Origin of the sequence: Polaribacter haliotis (assembly GCF_014784055.1) — a bacterium.
Lineage (GTDB): Bacteria > Bacteroidota > Bacteroidia > Flavobacteriales > Flavobacteriaceae > Polaribacter > Polaribacter haliotis.
Map to the genome: position 1 here is coordinate 1,327,738 of NZ_CP061813.1, position 15,854 is coordinate 1,343,591.

16 protein-coding genes are annotated in these 15,854 nt (G+C 29.5%); 10 read left to right on the forward strand and 6 right to left on the reverse strand.

Annotated elements, in window-relative coordinates:
• Nucleotides 1-21: 21 nt before the first annotated feature.
• The 3 genes from hemB to hemA form a co-directional block, all read right to left on the reverse strand.
• Nucleotides 22-987 carry a porphobilinogen synthase gene (gene hemB / locus H9I45_RS05560; protein WP_088353090.1) on the reverse strand — a complete coding sequence of 322 codons (966 nt, stop codon included), beginning with the start codon at nucleotides 985-987 and terminating at the stop codon, nucleotides 22-24.
• A gap of 138 nt (nucleotides 988-1,125) precedes the next feature.
• Nucleotides 1,126-2,718, reverse strand: a complete 1,593-nt coding sequence (hemC, locus tag H9I45_RS05565; RefSeq protein WP_088353091.1) for a hydroxymethylbilane synthase — start codon at nucleotides 2,716-2,718, stop codon at nucleotides 1,126-1,128.
• A gap of 10 nt (nucleotides 2,719-2,728) precedes the next feature.
• Nucleotides 2,729-3,964 (reverse strand): glutamyl-tRNA reductase, encoded by a 1,236-nt coding sequence (gene hemA / locus H9I45_RS05570; RefSeq protein WP_088353092.1) that lies wholly within the window; start codon nucleotides 3,962-3,964, stop codon nucleotides 2,729-2,731.
• A 206-nt stretch (nucleotides 3,965-4,170) separates the two neighbouring features.
• Here hemA and H9I45_RS05575 point away from each other — a divergent pair, with 206 nt between their 5' ends.
• From H9I45_RS05575 to H9I45_RS05590, 4 genes are read left to right on the forward strand one after another with little or no spacing between them, the layout of a single operon-like run.
• Nucleotides 4,171-5,055: a helix-turn-helix domain-containing protein gene (locus H9I45_RS05575; protein ID WP_088353093.1), complete on the forward strand. Its 885-nt coding sequence runs from the start codon at nucleotides 4,171-4,173 to the stop codon at nucleotides 5,053-5,055.
• Nucleotides 5,056-5,112: 57 nt separating this feature from the next.
• Entirely contained in the window at nucleotides 5,113-5,631 is a 519-nt protein-coding gene (locus H9I45_RS05580) for a TrmH family RNA methyltransferase (RefSeq protein ID WP_088353094.1), read from the forward strand.
• A 43-nt stretch (nucleotides 5,632-5,674) separates the two neighbouring features.
• Nucleotides 5,675-6,691, forward strand: a complete 1,017-nt coding sequence (gene hemH / locus H9I45_RS05585) for a ferrochelatase (RefSeq protein ID WP_088353095.1) — start codon at nucleotides 5,675-5,677, stop codon at nucleotides 6,689-6,691.
• 30 nt (nucleotides 6,692-6,721) lie between these two features.
• The gene (locus H9I45_RS05590; RefSeq protein WP_088353096.1) at nucleotides 6,722-7,318 is read left to right on the forward strand and encodes a CopD family protein; all 597 of its coding nucleotides are present in this window, start codon (nucleotides 6,722-6,724) and stop codon (nucleotides 7,316-7,318) included.
• On the opposite strand, the gene recR is transcribed toward H9I45_RS05590, so the two are convergent.
• The gene (recR, locus tag H9I45_RS05595) at nucleotides 7,315-7,932 is read right to left on the reverse strand and encodes a recombination mediator RecR (RefSeq protein ID WP_088353097.1); all 618 of its coding nucleotides are present in this window, start codon (nucleotides 7,930-7,932) and stop codon (nucleotides 7,315-7,317) included. The genes H9I45_RS05590 and recR overlap by 4 nt on opposite strands.
• A 100-nt stretch (nucleotides 7,933-8,032) precedes the next feature.
• Between recR and H9I45_RS05600 the strand changes: the two genes are divergently transcribed.
• The 5 genes from H9I45_RS05600 to H9I45_RS05620 all read left to right on the forward strand — a co-directional run bounded on the left by H9I45_RS05600 (nucleotide 8,033) and on the right by H9I45_RS05620 (nucleotide 12,785).
• Nucleotides 8,033-9,505 carry a sodium:solute symporter gene (locus tag H9I45_RS05600; protein ID WP_088353098.1) on the forward strand — a complete coding sequence of 491 codons (1,473 nt, stop codon included), beginning with the start codon at nucleotides 8,033-8,035 and terminating at the stop codon, nucleotides 9,503-9,505.
• Complete coding sequence (gene pdxH, locus H9I45_RS05605; RefSeq protein ID WP_088353099.1) at nucleotides 9,490-10,137, forward strand: pyridoxamine 5'-phosphate oxidase; 648 nt, start codon at nucleotides 9,490-9,492, stop codon at nucleotides 10,135-10,137. Before H9I45_RS05600 ends, pdxH begins: the two co-directional genes overlap by 16 nt.
• Nucleotides 10,138-10,172: 35 nt before the next feature.
• Complete coding sequence (locus H9I45_RS05610; protein WP_088353100.1) at nucleotides 10,173-10,661, forward strand: SixA phosphatase family protein; 489 nt, start codon at nucleotides 10,173-10,175, stop codon at nucleotides 10,659-10,661.
• Nucleotides 10,662-10,667: 6 nt separating this feature from the next.
• Nucleotides 10,668-11,567, forward strand: coding sequence for a Ppx/GppA phosphatase family protein (locus H9I45_RS05615; RefSeq protein WP_088353101.1), 900 nt, complete (start codon nucleotides 10,668-10,670; stop codon nucleotides 11,565-11,567).
• A gap of 117 nt (nucleotides 11,568-11,684) precedes the next feature.
• Entirely contained in the window at nucleotides 11,685-12,785 is a 1,101-nt protein-coding gene (locus H9I45_RS05620) for an OmpA family protein (RefSeq protein WP_088353102.1), read from the forward strand.
• A gap of 305 nt (nucleotides 12,786-13,090) precedes the next feature.
• Here H9I45_RS05620 and H9I45_RS05625 read toward each other — a convergent pair whose 3' ends face one another.
• Both H9I45_RS05625 and lpxK read right to left on the reverse strand, forming a co-directional pair.
• Complete coding sequence (locus tag H9I45_RS05625; RefSeq protein WP_088353103.1) at nucleotides 13,091-13,588, reverse strand: thioredoxin family protein; 498 nt, start codon at nucleotides 13,586-13,588, stop codon at nucleotides 13,091-13,093.
• Between the two features lie 90 nt (nucleotides 13,589-13,678).
• Nucleotides 13,679-14,704 (reverse strand): tetraacyldisaccharide 4'-kinase, encoded by a 1,026-nt coding sequence (gene lpxK, locus H9I45_RS05630; protein WP_088353104.1) that lies wholly within the window; start codon nucleotides 14,702-14,704, stop codon nucleotides 13,679-13,681.
• A 54-nt stretch (nucleotides 14,705-14,758) separates the two neighbouring features.
• On the opposite strand from lpxK, the gene H9I45_RS05635 reads away from it, so the two are divergent.
• On the forward strand, nucleotides 14,759-15,853 hold the full coding sequence (locus H9I45_RS05635) for a Nif3-like dinuclear metal center hexameric protein (protein WP_088353105.1): 1,095 nt from the start codon (nucleotides 14,759-14,761) through the stop codon (nucleotides 15,851-15,853).
• Nucleotide 15,854 lies beyond the last annotated feature (1 nt).

Sequence of the window (15,854 nt, forward strand, 5' to 3'; positions counted from 1 at the left end):
ACAGTTACACAATTAAACAGTTTAACGTTTCAACAGAACTTTCGCTGCTTCCTTCGCAAAATAAGTAATAATAATATCTGCTCCTGCCCTTTTCATTGATAGTAAACTCTCCATCATTACTTTTTCGCCATCAATCCAACCTTTTTCTGCAGCTGCTTTTACCATAGCATATTCTCCACTTACATTGTAACAAGCAATGGGTCTGTCGAAATTATTTTTTAAATCACGAATAATATCTAAATAAGACAATGCTGGTTTCACCATTAAAATATCTGCTCCTTCTTGATCGTCGAAAGTTGCTTCACGCATTCCTTCATCTCTGTTTGATGGATCCATTTGATACGTTCTTCTATCTCCAAATGTTGGTGCAGAATCTGCTGCATCTCTAAAAGGCCCATAAAATGCTGATGCATATTTTACAGAATACGCCATAATTGGCAAGTTTACAAAACCTGAATTATCTAAAGACTGACGAACCATATCTATTGTTCCATCCATCATTCCTGAAGGTGCAACCATATCTACACCAGCTTTTGCGTGTGAAATTACTTGTTTTGCTAAATTGATTAAAGTTGCATCATTATCCACATCATTATCATGAATAATTCCACAATGTCCGTGAGAAGTATATTCGCAAAAACAAACGTCTGTAATTACATATAAACTCGGGTAATTCTTCTTAATAAAACGAACTGCTTGTTGCATAATTCCGTTATCATTCCAAGTTTCTGTTCCTTCTTCGTCTTTGTTTGATGGAATTCCGAATAATAAAACTGCAGGAATATTTAACATTACAACTTCATCTAATTCTTTCGAAATTGTATCTAAAGACCAACGTTTTATTCCTGGCATAGAAACAATTTCTGTTTCTATATTTTCGCCTTCTTCAATAAAAAGTGGGTAAATAAAATCGTCTACAGAAAGTTTAGTTTCTTTGACTAATCTTCTAATTCCTTCTGTTTTTCTTAATCTTCTTGTTCTAAACATATGGCCCCTGTTTCCCCAAAGGGGAGCACAATGAAAATTGTGCGGTTAATAATTTGTTTTCACAATAGAGAAACTCTCTCTTGTTATTTTACACATAAACTTACTCATTTCTTCCCTTTGGAAAGGTTAGGATTTGCTTTAGTTAGAAAAATGTGTATTTACTAATTCTAAAACACTTTCCACATCTGGCATATTTGCAACTTGAACATTTTGGAAATGTTTTCTTGCTTCAACAGCTGTAGTTTCTCCAATACAAAAAGCAACTTTATCTGTATTATTTTCTTCTAAATAACTTTCGATTCCTGATGGACTATAAAATAAAACTCCAGTAACATCATCTGCAATTTTTACTGGACTTAACATTGTTTTGTACGCTTCTACCTCATTCACTACAATATCATGCGCTTGTAAATACGTTGGTAAAACATCTAATCTTAAGTCACTACAGAAATAAGAAACTTCTTTAATTTCAGTTTCTTTAGCTATATATTCAGCTAATTTTAAAGCATTTTTTGCAACGTGTTTTACTTTTCCAATTCTTCTTTCAATTAATTTTTTTGTTCTTCTACCAACGCAGAAAATATTCTTAAAATTAATTTCGTCTTTTGTGAAAGAATTTAAAATTGCTTCTGCTCCATTCTGACTTGTAATTATAACATTTTCATGCGTTTTTTTCATCACTTTTGCAGGAATTCTATTAAAACGAATCTTAATAAAATCGCTATCTTCTATACCAATAGCACTTGGTAATGTTTTCTTCTGAATTTCAGATAGTTTCTTTGTAGAATATACTTTATTTTCGATTAAAGACTCTCCTTCAATATCTTCTAAAATAAGTTCTTTACCACCTCTATTTATAATGTAATCTGCACAGTCTTTTGCTAAAAATTTATGACTTCCTAATTTTGCAGTTTTATTAACTGTCAGTTTTTTAGAACCGTCTTTTTTTAATAAAACACCTTTAAAGTTTATTTCTTCAGTTCTTGCATCTACATAGGCTAAAGCTCCAATTGGTGCTGTACAACCACCTTCTAACAATCTTAAAAACTCACGCTCAATACCAACACAAACTTTAGTTTGGTGGTCATTTAATTGTTCACAAGCATCTAAAACGTAATCGTCGTTTTCTAAAGCTGCAATCATAACTGTACCTTGACCTGGTGCAGAAATCATCCAAGATAAATCTACTGAAGTTTCTGGTCTAATTTTTAATCTTTCTAAACCTGCGGCTGCAAAAACTGCTCCGTTCCAAGTTTCGCTATCTTCTAATTTTTGCAAACGAGTATTTACGTTTCCTCTTAAATCTTCAACTTTATGGGTTGGATAACGATTTAACCACATTGCTTTTCTTCGTAAACTTCCAGTGGCAATAATACCATTTGGTTGTCCAAAAAATTCTTCAGTGTCTTTTAAAACTAAAATATCGTTGTAATTTCCTCTTTTTAAAACTGCAGCTTGCACAATTCCTTCTGGTAAAGCTGTTGGTACATCTTTTAGAGAATGTACAGCAATATCAATATCGCCATTTAACATTGCAATATCTAAATTTTTAGTAAAAACACCAGTAATTCCTAATTCATACAAAGGTTTATCTAAAACGATGTCTCCCATAGATTTTATAGGAACAATTACAGTTTCGTAGCCTAATTCTGTTAATTTTTCGCGTACTTTATTAGCTTGCCAAAGCGCTAATTTGCTATCGCGAGTTCCTATTCTAATTACTTTTTGCATGATTTTTTGGTTAAGATTGAAACACTTTTTGAATTACATCTAAACTTTCTGTTACAGAAGTTTCTTCATCTTTTAGATGTTTTACAAATTGTGTTGTAATTTTTTGAATGAAGCGAGAAGTAAGTATTTCTGCCTGATCTTCATCAAAATTGCTTATTTTTTTCTTCTGAAAGTTTATTTCGTCTTTCTTTATAGTTTCTAAAGATTTTTTTAACGCAGCAATTGCTGGAGTAAATCTTCTGTGATTTAACCAATCGTTAAACTCACTTTTATGAATTTCTATTATTGCTTCTGCAGTAGGAATTTCTTGTAAACGAACTGCTAAAGTTTCATCTGTAATTTTAGAAAGCTCATCTACATTTACTAAAGAAACATCAGAATAATCTGTAACATCTTTGGCTACATTTTCTGGCATCGATAAATCTAAAATCAATAATTCTCTGTTTTTAGAAATATGTTCTTTTGTAATTGTTGGTTTATCTGACCCTGTAGAAACTATTAAAACATCTGTATTTTCAACCTCTTCTGCTAAATTTTCTATTAAAGATTTTCTTATTGAATTATGTTCTTTAATAAATTCAGTCGTTTTTTCTTCAGTTCTATTAATTAAACAAACAGATTTATTTTGCGTGTATTCTGCAAGGTTCTTGCAAGTATGTTTTCCCATTTTACCCAAACCAAAAACTAAAATATTTTTAGAATTATAATCTGGTAAATTTTTAATGATATATTGAACAGCAGCATAAGAAACAGATGTTGTACCTGAACTTAATTTTGTTTCGTTCTTTACTTTTTTACTTGCTTGTAAAACACAATTTAAAAGTCTTTCTAAATACGCATTTGTAGTTTTTTGCGCTTTTGCCATTTTAAAAGATTGTCTTAATTGACCAACAATCTCATAATCTCCTAGAATTTGACTATCTAAACCAGTTCCCATTCTAAATAAATGAGTAATGGCTTCTTGATCCTTGTTAATATTACAAATATTGTCGAATTCTTTTGCAGTTCCTTCCGAGAAATCACACAACAATTCAATTAGTAAACAAGGTCTATTTGCAAAACCAAATATTTCGGTTCTGTTACATGTAGAAATTATAAAAATACCAGAAACACCTTTTTCTTTGGCAGATTTTAGAAGTTCTACCTGATTTTCTTTAGATACAGAAAATTTACCACGCATTTCTGCATCTGCTTTCTTGTAACTTACGCCAATATTGTAAAAGTGCTCTTGCCCTAATGCTTTCATAAAATCTTAAAAAGATGACACAAAAGTAAAAACTACATTTACAAAAAAGTATCGCTTAAAGAACTTTTAATAACGATAGATGTTTTTTAAGTTTTATTTGTAATTAAATTACCTAAAAGCCTTATTTTTGCAGTATTCTAAAGGATTCATTGCATTGCAATATAGAATGATTCTAAATAAAAGGAATTTAAAAATAGATAAAAAACATGTTTAAAAATGTCGGAGAAAGTACTTTTGAAGAAATAATTCTTGATAAAGGTTTTTATGTGCTTCATTTTCAGAACGAAAGCAAAGAAGTTCAGAATTTCGAAAGAGAAATAAATAGCACTTTTATACAGATTCATTTTTGTTTACGAGGAAAATCTAAATTCTTATTTAATGACGGCTCCTATTCTTTCGATGTTTTAGATAACCGATCTATTTTACTATACAATCCACAGAGAACTTTACCAATTAATTTGGAAATTCAACCTAAAACAACATTGGTTTCTTTGTTAATTTCCATTGAAAAATTTCACTCATTATTTTCTAAAGAATCTGGCTATATTCCTTTTTTAAGTGATGAAAATAGTAATAAAAAATATTACGACGATACTGAAATAAAGCCAACTGTTTCTATTGTTTTACAACAAATTATAAACTCTAACATTAATAGTTCTATTAAAGATTTATATGTAAAAGGAAAGGTTTACGAATTGTTGAGTTTACATTTTCAGCATGAAGAAAATAATGATGCAGAATTTTGTCCTTTTTTGGTTGATGAGCAAAATGTTATAAAAATTAGAAAAGCGAAAGAAATTATTATATCAAGAATGGCAGAGCCACCAAGTTTGCAAGAATTAGCAAACGAAATTGGTTTAAGTCTAAAAAAACTTAAAGATGGTTTTAAGCAAATTTATGGAGACACAGTCTATAGTTTTTTGTTTGATTATAAAATGGAACACTCCAGAAGATTGTTAGAAAGCAACAAGTACAATGTAAATGAAGTTGGCTTACAGGTTGGTTATAGTACTGCAAGTCACTTTATTGCAGCTTTTAAAAAGAAATTTGGCACAACACCAAAGAAATATGTAATGAGCCTGAATCAGTAAACAATTTACAGTCGCAGTTTACAAACTTTAAAACTTTGAAATTATAAAATTATAAAATTGAAACAACTAACACATTACGATATCGAAAATAAGCAGAAACAATTTCCAATAACAATTGTTTGTGATGCGATTAGAACTCCAGAAAATATTGGAATGTGTTTTCGTATTTCCGAAAGTTTTGGAGTTGAAAAAATTTATTTTCACGAGAACTCACCAACAATAGAAAATAGAATTGTAAAGAAAACTGCGAGAAACACTGTCAACCAAATTGAACATGACACTTATTCTAATTTTGCTGAAATCATCAACAAATTAAAAGCAGCAGGCAATACAATTATTGGAATAGAAATTACTGATAAAAGCATAAATATTCAAGATTTTAATTTTAAAAATCATGAGAAAATCGTTTTACTTTTGGGAAGCGAAAGAAACGGAATTGAAAACATAGATTTAGTCGATTATACAGTTTCTATTCCTATGTTTGGTAGAAATTCGAGCATGAATGTAATTCATAGTTTAGCGATTTCGCTATATGAGGTAACGAATCAGTTTTTAACTAACAACAAGCAAGAATAACAACATAAAATTTCTTTTTGAAATTTTTGAAACTTTTTTATAAATGAAAGGAATATTATTAAACAATTTAGGATCACCAGATTCAACAGAAACAAAAGACGTTAAAAAATATTTAGACGAATTTTTAATGGACGAACGTGTAATTGATATTCCTTATTGGAAACGTTACGTTTTAATAAAAGGAATTATTTTAAATTTCCGTCCAAAAAAATCTGGAGCTGCTTACAAGAAAATTTGGTGGGATGAAGGTTCTCCTTTAGTTGTAATTTCAGAAAGATTTACAGAAAAAGTAAAACAAAAAGTAGATATTCCTGTGGAATTGGCAATGCGTTATGGTTCTATGTCTATGGAAAAAGGAATCAAAAATTTGGTTGATAAAGGAGTTACAGAAATATTTTTAGCGCCTTTATACCCTCATTATGCAATGTCTTCTTTTGAAACTGTAGTTGTTAAGACTGAAGAAATTTTAGCGGAAAAATATCCTGATGTAAAATTAGATGTTTTACCACCTTTTTATAATGAACCAGATTATATAAAAGCGATGAGCAACAATATTGCGAATCATTTAAAAGATTTCGATTACGATCATATTTTGTTTTCTTATCATGGAATACCTGAAAGACATATTAAAAAATCTGATCCTACAAATAGTCATTGTAAATTAGATGGTTCTTGTTGTGAACGTAATTCGGTTGCACATCACACATGTTATAGACACCAATGTTTTGAGACTACAAAAGAAATTGCAAAATCCTTAAATTTGAAAGAAGGAACATATAGTAATTCTTTTCAATCGAGATTATTAAAAGATCCTTGGTTAAAACCTTATACAGATTTTGAGTTAGAGAAATTCCCATCAGAAGGAAAAAAGAAATTAGCAGTAATAACTCCTGCTTTTGTTGCAGATTGTCTAGAGACTTTAGAAGAAATTGCAATGGAAGGAAAAGAAGAGTTCTTAAAATTTGGAGGAACAGATTACAAACACATTCCTTGTATGAATGATAATGATGATTGGGTAGATGTTATGGTTTCTTGGATTAATGAATGGGAGAAATCGTAATTTTTAATTAATAAATTGTAATTTTAAAATATGGATTTTCTATACGTAAAAGCATTACACATTATCTTTGTAGTTACCTGGTTTGCTGGTTTATTTTATATTCCGAGGTTATTTATTTATCAAACGGAAGCTGAAAATAAATTAGAACCTGCAAAATCTATTTTGCAAACGCAATATAAATTGATGACTAAAAGACTTTGGTATATTATTACTTGGCCATCAGCAATTTTAGCAAGTATTTTTGCTTTTTGGATGTTGTATCAAAATCCATATTATTTATCTGAACCTTGGATGTTGGTAAAATTAGCATTCGTTTTAGCATTGTATTTTTACCATGGTTTTTGCCAGAATATTTATAGCAAACTTCAAAAAGATATTGTAAAATATTCTGCTTTTAAATTGCGAATGTTTAATGAAATTTCTACGATAATTTTATTTGCTGTCGTTTTTTTAGTAACCGTAAAAAGCGCTATCAATTGGATTTGGGGAGTTGTTGGTATTATTCTTTTCGGAATTTTAATGATGTTGGGAATTAAATTGTACAAGAGAATTCGCGAGAAAAAATCTTGGGATAAAGCAGAAAAAGAGGTTTTAGAAAGTGATGAAACCAAAAATTTAGAGAATTAACCTCTAATACTTTGTTCAAAAGGAATTCTATTCACAATAGATCTTCCTAAAGTAACTTCATCTGCATATTCTAATTCATCGCCTACAGAAATTCCACGTGCAATTGTAGATGTTGTAATCTCGAATTTTTCTATTTGTTTAAAAATATAGAAATTCGTGGTATCTCCTTCCATAGTTGAACTTAAAGCAAAAATTAATTCTTTTACTTCTCCGTTTTCAACTTTATTAATAAGCGATTCTATTTGTAAATTTTGGGGACCAATTCCTTCAATAGGAGAAATTTTACCACCCAAAACATGGTATAATCCATTAAATTGAGACGTACTTTCAATTGCCATTACATCTCTAATATCTTCAACAACACAGACAATTTCAGGGTTTCTTTTTGGGTTGTTACAAATATCACACAAAGCTGTATCAGAAATATTGTGGCATTTTTCACAAGTTTTCACATCATTTCTTAAATGTAATAAAGCTTCAGACAAATATTTTGTATTATCTGTTGGCTGTTTTAATAAGTGCAAAACCAAACGCAATGCAGTTCTTTTACCAATTCCTGGCAAACGTGAAACTTCATTTACAGCATTTTCTAATAATTTTGATGAAAAATCCATAGTCTGCAAATTTAACTTATTAAAGAGAAAAGAATCAAGAAAAAAGAGAAAAGACTTCTAAAAAACATATATTCGTACATCAAAAATTAAAATTGTTTCAATGCAACCACTTCATATTTTTTTATTGATTATTGCCTATTTTTTAGTCTTAATAACCATATCTTATTTTACAGGAAAAGACGATTCTAACGAAGTTTTCTTTAAAGCAAAAAGAAGTTCTCCTTGGTATTTAGTGGCCTTTGGTATGATTGGCGCTTCGCTTTCTGGAGTTACTTTTATCTCTGTTCCAGGAATGGTAGATGGACAACAATTTGCTTATATGCAAGGGGTCTTTGGCTTCTTTTTTGGATATTTAATTATTGCTTTTGTACTACTTCCACTCTATTATAAACTAAATATTACTTCAATTTATCAATATTTAGAGCATCGTTTTGGAAAAACAAGCTACAAAACAGGCGCATTTTTCTTTTTACTTTCTAGAGTTACAGGGGCTTCTTTTCGATTGTTTTTAGTAGCATTAGCAATGCAATATATTGTTTTCGAAGAAATTGGTGTTCCTTTTGAAGTTACTGTAATTATCTCCATTTTATTAATTTGGATTTACACCTTTAGAGGTGGAATTAAAACTATTGTTTGGACAGATACTCTGCAAACCTTGGCAATGTTAGTTTCAGTTGGTTTGTCTATTTATTTAATTAACGAGAAATTAGATTGGTCTTTTGTCGAATTTTTAAATTCTGATGATTTTAAAGTAAAGGGGCAAATTTTCTTTTTTGACGATGCAAATGCCACTACATATTTTTGGAAATATTTTATTGGTGGAATTTTTATAGCCATTGCAATGACTGGTTTAGACCAAGATATGATGCAAAAAAACTTAACTTGTAAAAACAATAAGGAAGCTCAAAAAAATATGATTACAATGGCTAGTTTATTAGTTGTTGTTAATTTCTTCTTTTTATCTTTAGGTGCTTTGTTATTTATATATTCAGAAAAAATAGGTTTAGAAATACCAATTATAGATGGAAAAACGAGAACAGACTTGTTATTTCCAGAAATTGCTATGAATCAAAATTTAGGCTTGGGAGTTGCAATTACTTTTATAATTGGATTAATTGCCGCTGCTTATTCTAGTGCAGATTCTGCATTAACATCCCTTACAACTTCTTTTTCTGTAGATTTTTTAGGAATTGAAAAAAGACCAGAAGAAGAGCAAAAACCATTGCGTAAAAAAGTGCATATTGGAGTTTCTATATTATTGATTTTAGTGGTTATTTTATTCAATAATTTAGAAGGAAATGTGGTAAGTAATTTATTTAAATTCGCCACTTTTACTTATGGTCCATTATTAGGATTGTTTGCTTTTGGTATTTTAACCAAACACAAAATAAAAGACAAATATGCCTGGATTATTGCTTTGTTATCTATTATTGTAAGCTTTGTAATAACGTCTTTACCAGAAAGTTTTATAGGAGCATATAAATTTCATTGGGAAATTTTACCTTTAAATGGGCTAATTACTTTTATTGGTTTATATTTGATTAGAAGAAAAAAAGAATGCAGAAAGATTTAAGTAATTACCGAAAATCCTACGAAAAGCAAGAACTTTTAGAAAGTAATTGTCCAGAAAATCCGATGGAATTATTCCAAACTTGGTTTAGAAATGCAGAAGAATCGGAATCTGTAGACGAAACCAATGCAATGACAATTAGTACTATTGGTAAAGACGGCTTCCCAAAAAGCAGAGTTGTTTTACTAAAGAAATTTACATGGGAAGGTTTTATTTTCTATACTAATTACACTTCCGAAAAAGGAAAAGCAATTGAAGCAAATAACAATATTTGTTTGTCTTTTTTCTGGCCTGCTTTAGAGCAACAAATCATCATCAAAGGAAAAGCAGAAAAACAAGTAGAAAACTTATCTGATGGTTATTTCGAATCGAGACCAGAGGGAAGCAAATTAGGCGCTTGGGCATCAAACCAAAGCTCTGTTGTTTCATCAAGAAAAGAATTAGAAGAAAATTTAGTTTCTTTGGAGAAAAAATTTGATGGGAAAGAAATTCCAAGACCAAATCATTGGGGAGGATATTTAGTTAAACCTATTTCCATAGAATTTTGGCAAGGAAGACCAAATAGATTACACGATAGAATTAGATATTTTTTGCAAGAAGATTTTTCTTGGAAATTAGAACGATTGGCACCATAAATTTTTATATTTACGACTCAACAATTAAATTATAAATGAAAACATTATATATTGTTAGACACGCAAAGTCTTCTTGGGAATACTCTGGAATAGAAGATATTGACAGACCTCTAAAAAAACGTGGAATAAAAGACGCGCATTTAATGTCTAACTTTTTAGCAAAAACTATAGATAAACCAGATGTTTTTATCTCAAGCAGTGCAAATAGAGCTTTACATACTGCTGTAATTTTTTGTGAAAACTTAAGTTATCCACACGCAAATCTTCAAATAAAAAGACAATTATATAGTTTTAGCGATGGTTATTTGGTAAAAACAGTTAATGCCTTAGACGATGCGTTTAATTCTGCAATTATCTTTAGTCACGATCATGGAATCAATACCTTTGTGAATGAGTTTGGTAATACACCAATAGCACACGTTACCACTTGCGGAATTATTGGTCTTCAGTTTAAAGAAAAACATTGGAAAAATATCAGAAGAGGAAAAACTTTTATGGTAGAATTTCCTAAAAATCATAAATAAATTAGTTTGTTAGAAATAAAAAAATTAGGTGCGATAGATATTGGTTCTAATGCAATTCGTTTACTAATTTCGAACGTAATTGTTTCAGAAGACAAAGAACCTCAGTTCAAAAAATCTTCTTTAGTTCGTGTTCCAATTCGTTTAGGAGCAGATGCATTTGTAGGTGAAGGTATTATTAGTGAAGCCAACATTACAAGAATGTTAAATGCCATGGAAGCCTTTAAATTATTAATGAAAATTAATGGCGTAGAACGCTACAAGGCTTGTGCTACATCTGCAATGAGAGAAGCAAATAACGGAAAAGAAGTTGCAGAAAAAATTCTTGCAGAAACTGGTGTTCAAATAGATATTATTGGAGGTAAAGAAGAAGCTGCTATAATTTCTTCTACAGATTTAAACCAATTAATACAAGGAGATAATTCTTATTTATATGTAGATGTTGGTGGTGGTAGTACAGAATTTACCCTTTTCTCTAAAGGAAGAATTATTACTTCTAAATCTTTTAAAATGGGAACAGTACGTTTATTGAACAATAAAAAAGCTGTAAACAAAGAAATTTTTGCTAACGTAGAAAAATGGATTAAAAAAAACACAAAAGATTTAAAACGTATTTCTTTAATTGGTTCTGGAGGAAATATTAACAAACTCTTTAAAATGTCTGGACGAACTGAAGGAAAACCTATTTCTTTTATTTATTTAAATGCTCAATATCAATTTTTAAAGAACATGTCTTACGAAGACAGGATTTCGGAATTGAGTTTAAATCCAGATAGAGCAGACGTAATTATTCCTGCTACAAAAATATACTTATCTGCAATGAAATGGAGTGGCTCAAGAAAAATTTATGTACCAAAAATTGGGCTTTCAGATGGTATTATAAAAAGTTTATACTTTAACAAATTGTAAATTTTTTAACTTTTCTTTAACATATGTATTTTTTTTTAATACCTTTATCGTGACTTCTAAATATTTAGTGTGTCTTAAAGTTATTAATACATTATACAAATCAAAAACTATTTAATTATGAAAAAAATTTTACTTAGCGTAACTTTTTTAATGCTGGGTGCTGTCGCATTTGGACAAGATTTACCAGAAAACCCTGAACCAGGAAAATGTTACGTTCGTTGTAAAACTCCAGAAGTTTGGAAAAACGAAGATGTAACTTTAGAAGTTGCTCCAGCATACAAAAAAATTGTTACTTACCCTGCACAATATAAAACTGTTACTGAAAGAGTTTTAGTAAAAGAAGCTGGACAAAAATTAGTTATTGTTCCTGCTGTTTGGGAAACAAAAACTGTTTCTTACATTGCAAAGGAAGATGCTAACAAGTTAAGTGTTATTAAAGCAAGTTTTAATCCAGACTCTAAAGTTATTGAAACTAAAGCTGCTTCTGCAAACTGGGAAATGAGCGAAAAAGCTCCAGATTGTGAATCTAGCGATCCTAACGATTGTAGATATTGGTGTTATAAGCCAGTTCCTGCAAAATTTGTAACAGTTCCATTAACTGTTTTAGATAGAGATGCTTCTACAAGCTCTAGTGCTGTTCCTGGATACGAAAAAACGTATACAAAAAGAGTTATGGTTACTCCTCCAACAACAAGATCTGTTGAAATTCCTGCTGTTTATGGTAGTATTAAAAAAACAGTTTTAGTAAAAGACGCTTGGAAAGAAGAGGTTACTGTAGCTGCTAAATATAAAACTGTAACAAAAGAAGTTTTAGTAAACAAAGGTGGTTTAACTACTTGGAAAGAAGTTGAGTGTGAATTAGTAAATAATACTCCATTACCAATTACTTGGAATTTAGGAAGTGCTACTTTAACTAATGGAGCTAAAAGAATTATCGATGCTAGATTGTTGCCAATCTTAAAAGATGGTGTTGCTGTAGCTATTGAGTCTCATACAGATGCTCGTGGAACAAAAGAAAGCAACCAAGATTTATCTGAAAGAAGAGCGCAAGCTGTAACAAGTTATTTAATTTCTAAAGGAGTTAATCCTAGCCAATTAACTGGAAACGGTTTTGGAGAAAGAAGATTAACAAATAGATGTGCAGATGGAGTTTCTTGTACAGAAGCACAACACAGAGCAAACAGAAGAACTACATTTAGAGTTATTAATCAAAAATAATTAATAACCGTTCTTAATATATTAAAACCGAAGCTTTTGCTTCGGTTTTTTTTGTGCTTATCTTTTCAAATAATTTCGAAAACAAATGATATAAAAAAAATAATTTTGAAAGTAACCAATTAATTAGGCAAGAAATAATTCGATTTTAAAAGGGTTTAAAGTATTTGTGGAATTTAATATACGATTATTAACACGTACAAGAAATACCTTTAGAACGTCTTATATTTCGTTTTTGGGACAACTTTAAAAGTCAAGCACAAAAAAAAACTGAAACTTAATGTTTCAATTTTTTTTTAATATTCTTGCTAATAATTTTCTATAACCGCTTGCAAAAAGGGGTAATAATAATCTGTGAGAATTAGCCCTTTTTTAAAACCAATTATTCTTCCTTTATGATTTACCATCACTAAAGTTGGAAAAGATTTTACTTTATATTTTCGCTGTAAATCTCCATTTACCTCCAATTTTTCTGGAGCAACTATATCTGTATTTCTAGGAAGATCTGCTTCATATAAAATTAAATCTTTATCTGCTAATGCTTTAAATTTTTCTGTATGAAATAATTTTTTATCCAAGACCTTACAAGGCCCACACCAATCTGAACCCGTAAAATAAATTAAAACCGGCTTTTTCTCTTTTTTAGATTTTTTTAAAGCATCCTTAAAAGAATCTTCCCAATTTAAAAAAGCAACTTCCTCAATTTGTAAAGAATCAACTTTAATTGGATCTAAAGTATCAATATCAATTTGTGCTGAAGTATTTGAAACTACTAAAGAAACAAATAAAAGTAATAAATATCTCATTTTAATAATGTTGGTATTTTTATCAAAAGTATCAAAAATAATTCCAAAATGAAAAAACCGCTATTTATTAAAGAAAATAAATAGTAAAAATCAATTAAATTCTTTAATATGATTAGCTATTAGCTCGTTAAAATTATCTTGCTTTTCTTCTAAAAAAGCAGTTTCAATTGATAAAAAAGAAATTTTATCTATCTTATGTATTAAGCGAACATAATCTTTTTCTGTGGTAAGAATTATTTTTTTTGCTGAAGTAATTTCTTCAAATCTTTTTTGAATATCTTTTATTTCATCATTCGAAAAATGGTGATGATCTTGAAATTTTAAATGCTGGAAACAGATTTCTTCACTTTTTAAATAATCTTGTAAAGGTTTGGGATTTGCAATTCCAGTGATTAATAAAACTTCGTATTCTTTTAATTCTTCAATTGAAATAGCTGTACTTCCAGAAAGTAAATTTGCATATTTAATAGTAGTAAAAAAAACCTCTTTGTTGTAAAAATGCAGTTTTCTTTTAATTTCTTCTTGCTCTTTTACATCTAAATTATTTGGGCATTTAGTAACTAAAATTACATCTGCTCTTTTAGCACCTCTTCGACTTTCTCTTAAATTTCCTGTTGGAAGTAGAAAATCGTCCACAAATAAATCATCATATTTTGTAAGTAAAATATAAAAACTTCCTTTTACTTTTCTATGTTGAAAAGCATCGTCTAATAACATAACTTCAGCATTATTATTAGCAATTAAATGACCAATACCCTCTACTCTATTTGCATCTACAGCAACCTCTATATTTTTAAATTTATTAAAATATTGCAAGGGTTCGTCTCCAACATCTTCTGCAGAATGCGAATTATCTAGCAATACGTAACCTGTTGTTTTTCTTTTATATCCTCTGCTTAAAACGCCAATTTTATAATTCTTTTTTAACAACCTTATTAAATATTCTATTTGTGGCGTTTTTCCTGTTCCACCAACACTTAGATTACCAACCACAATTACTGGGATTTTAAATGTTGTTTCTTTAAAAATACCAATATCAAAAAAATAGTTACGAATTCTCGTAACCAAGTCGTAAACAATTGCAAATGGAAACAGTAAAAATCTTAGTAGTTTCATTGTTGTAAAAATACATAAAAATGGTAACTTTGGATTTAAGATAAAGAGATTAAAATGAGGATAAAAGAAGTAACAGATTATTTAGAAGTTTTAGCTCCTTTAGAATATGCAGAAGATTTTGACAATGTTGGTTTGCTGGTTGGAAATTACAATTCTGAAGTTTCAGGAATCTTAGTTACATTAGACACTTTAGAGGAAACTGTAGAAGAAGCAATTGTAAAAAAATGCAATTTAATTGTTAGTTTTCATCCGATTGTTTTTGGTGGAATGAAAAAATTTAATGGCAATTCTTATGTAGAAAGGGTTGTTTTAAAAGCTATAAAAAACGATATTGCTATTTATGCAACTCACACAGCTTTAGATAATTCTAAAAATGGAGTTTCAGCAAAAATGTGTGAAGTTTTAGGACTTACAAATACCAAGATTTTAATTCCTAAAAAAGGAATTATTAAAAAACTAACCACTTTTATTCCTTCAGACAAAGCTCCTGGCTTAAGAAAGGCGCTCTTTAATGCTGGTGCAGGAAATATTGGTAATTACGACCAATGTTCTTTTAATATTGAAGGGAATGGAACATATAGAGGTAATGAAAATTCGAATCCTATGGTTGGTGAAAAAGGAGAATTACACACCCAAAAAGAAACTAGAATTAGTGTTATTTTTGAAAGTAAAAATGAAGCTGGTATCTTAAAAGCATTGCATGAAAATCATTATTATGAAGAAGTCGCTTACGAGTTAATTACGACCGAAAATGTACACCAAAATATTGGAATGGGAATGTTTGGCGAGCTTCCTGCAGAAATGGATGAAAAAGAATTTTTACTATTTTTAAAACAAACAATGAAAACAGATTGTATAAGACATTCTATTTTTCTGAATAAAAAAATAAAAAAAGTAGCAGTTTTAGGTGGTTCAGGAAGTTTTGCAATTTCTAATGCAAAAAGAGCTGGAGCAGACGCTTATGTAAGTGCAGACTTTAAATATCATGAATTTTTTAAGGCAGAAAACCGTATTTTATTAGCCGATATTGGGCATTATGAAAGCGAACAGTTTACAAAAAACCTTTTGGTTGATTATCTTACGAAAAAATTCACTAATTTTGCAGTCATTTTATCAGAAAAAAGTACAAATCCTATTTATTATATATAAA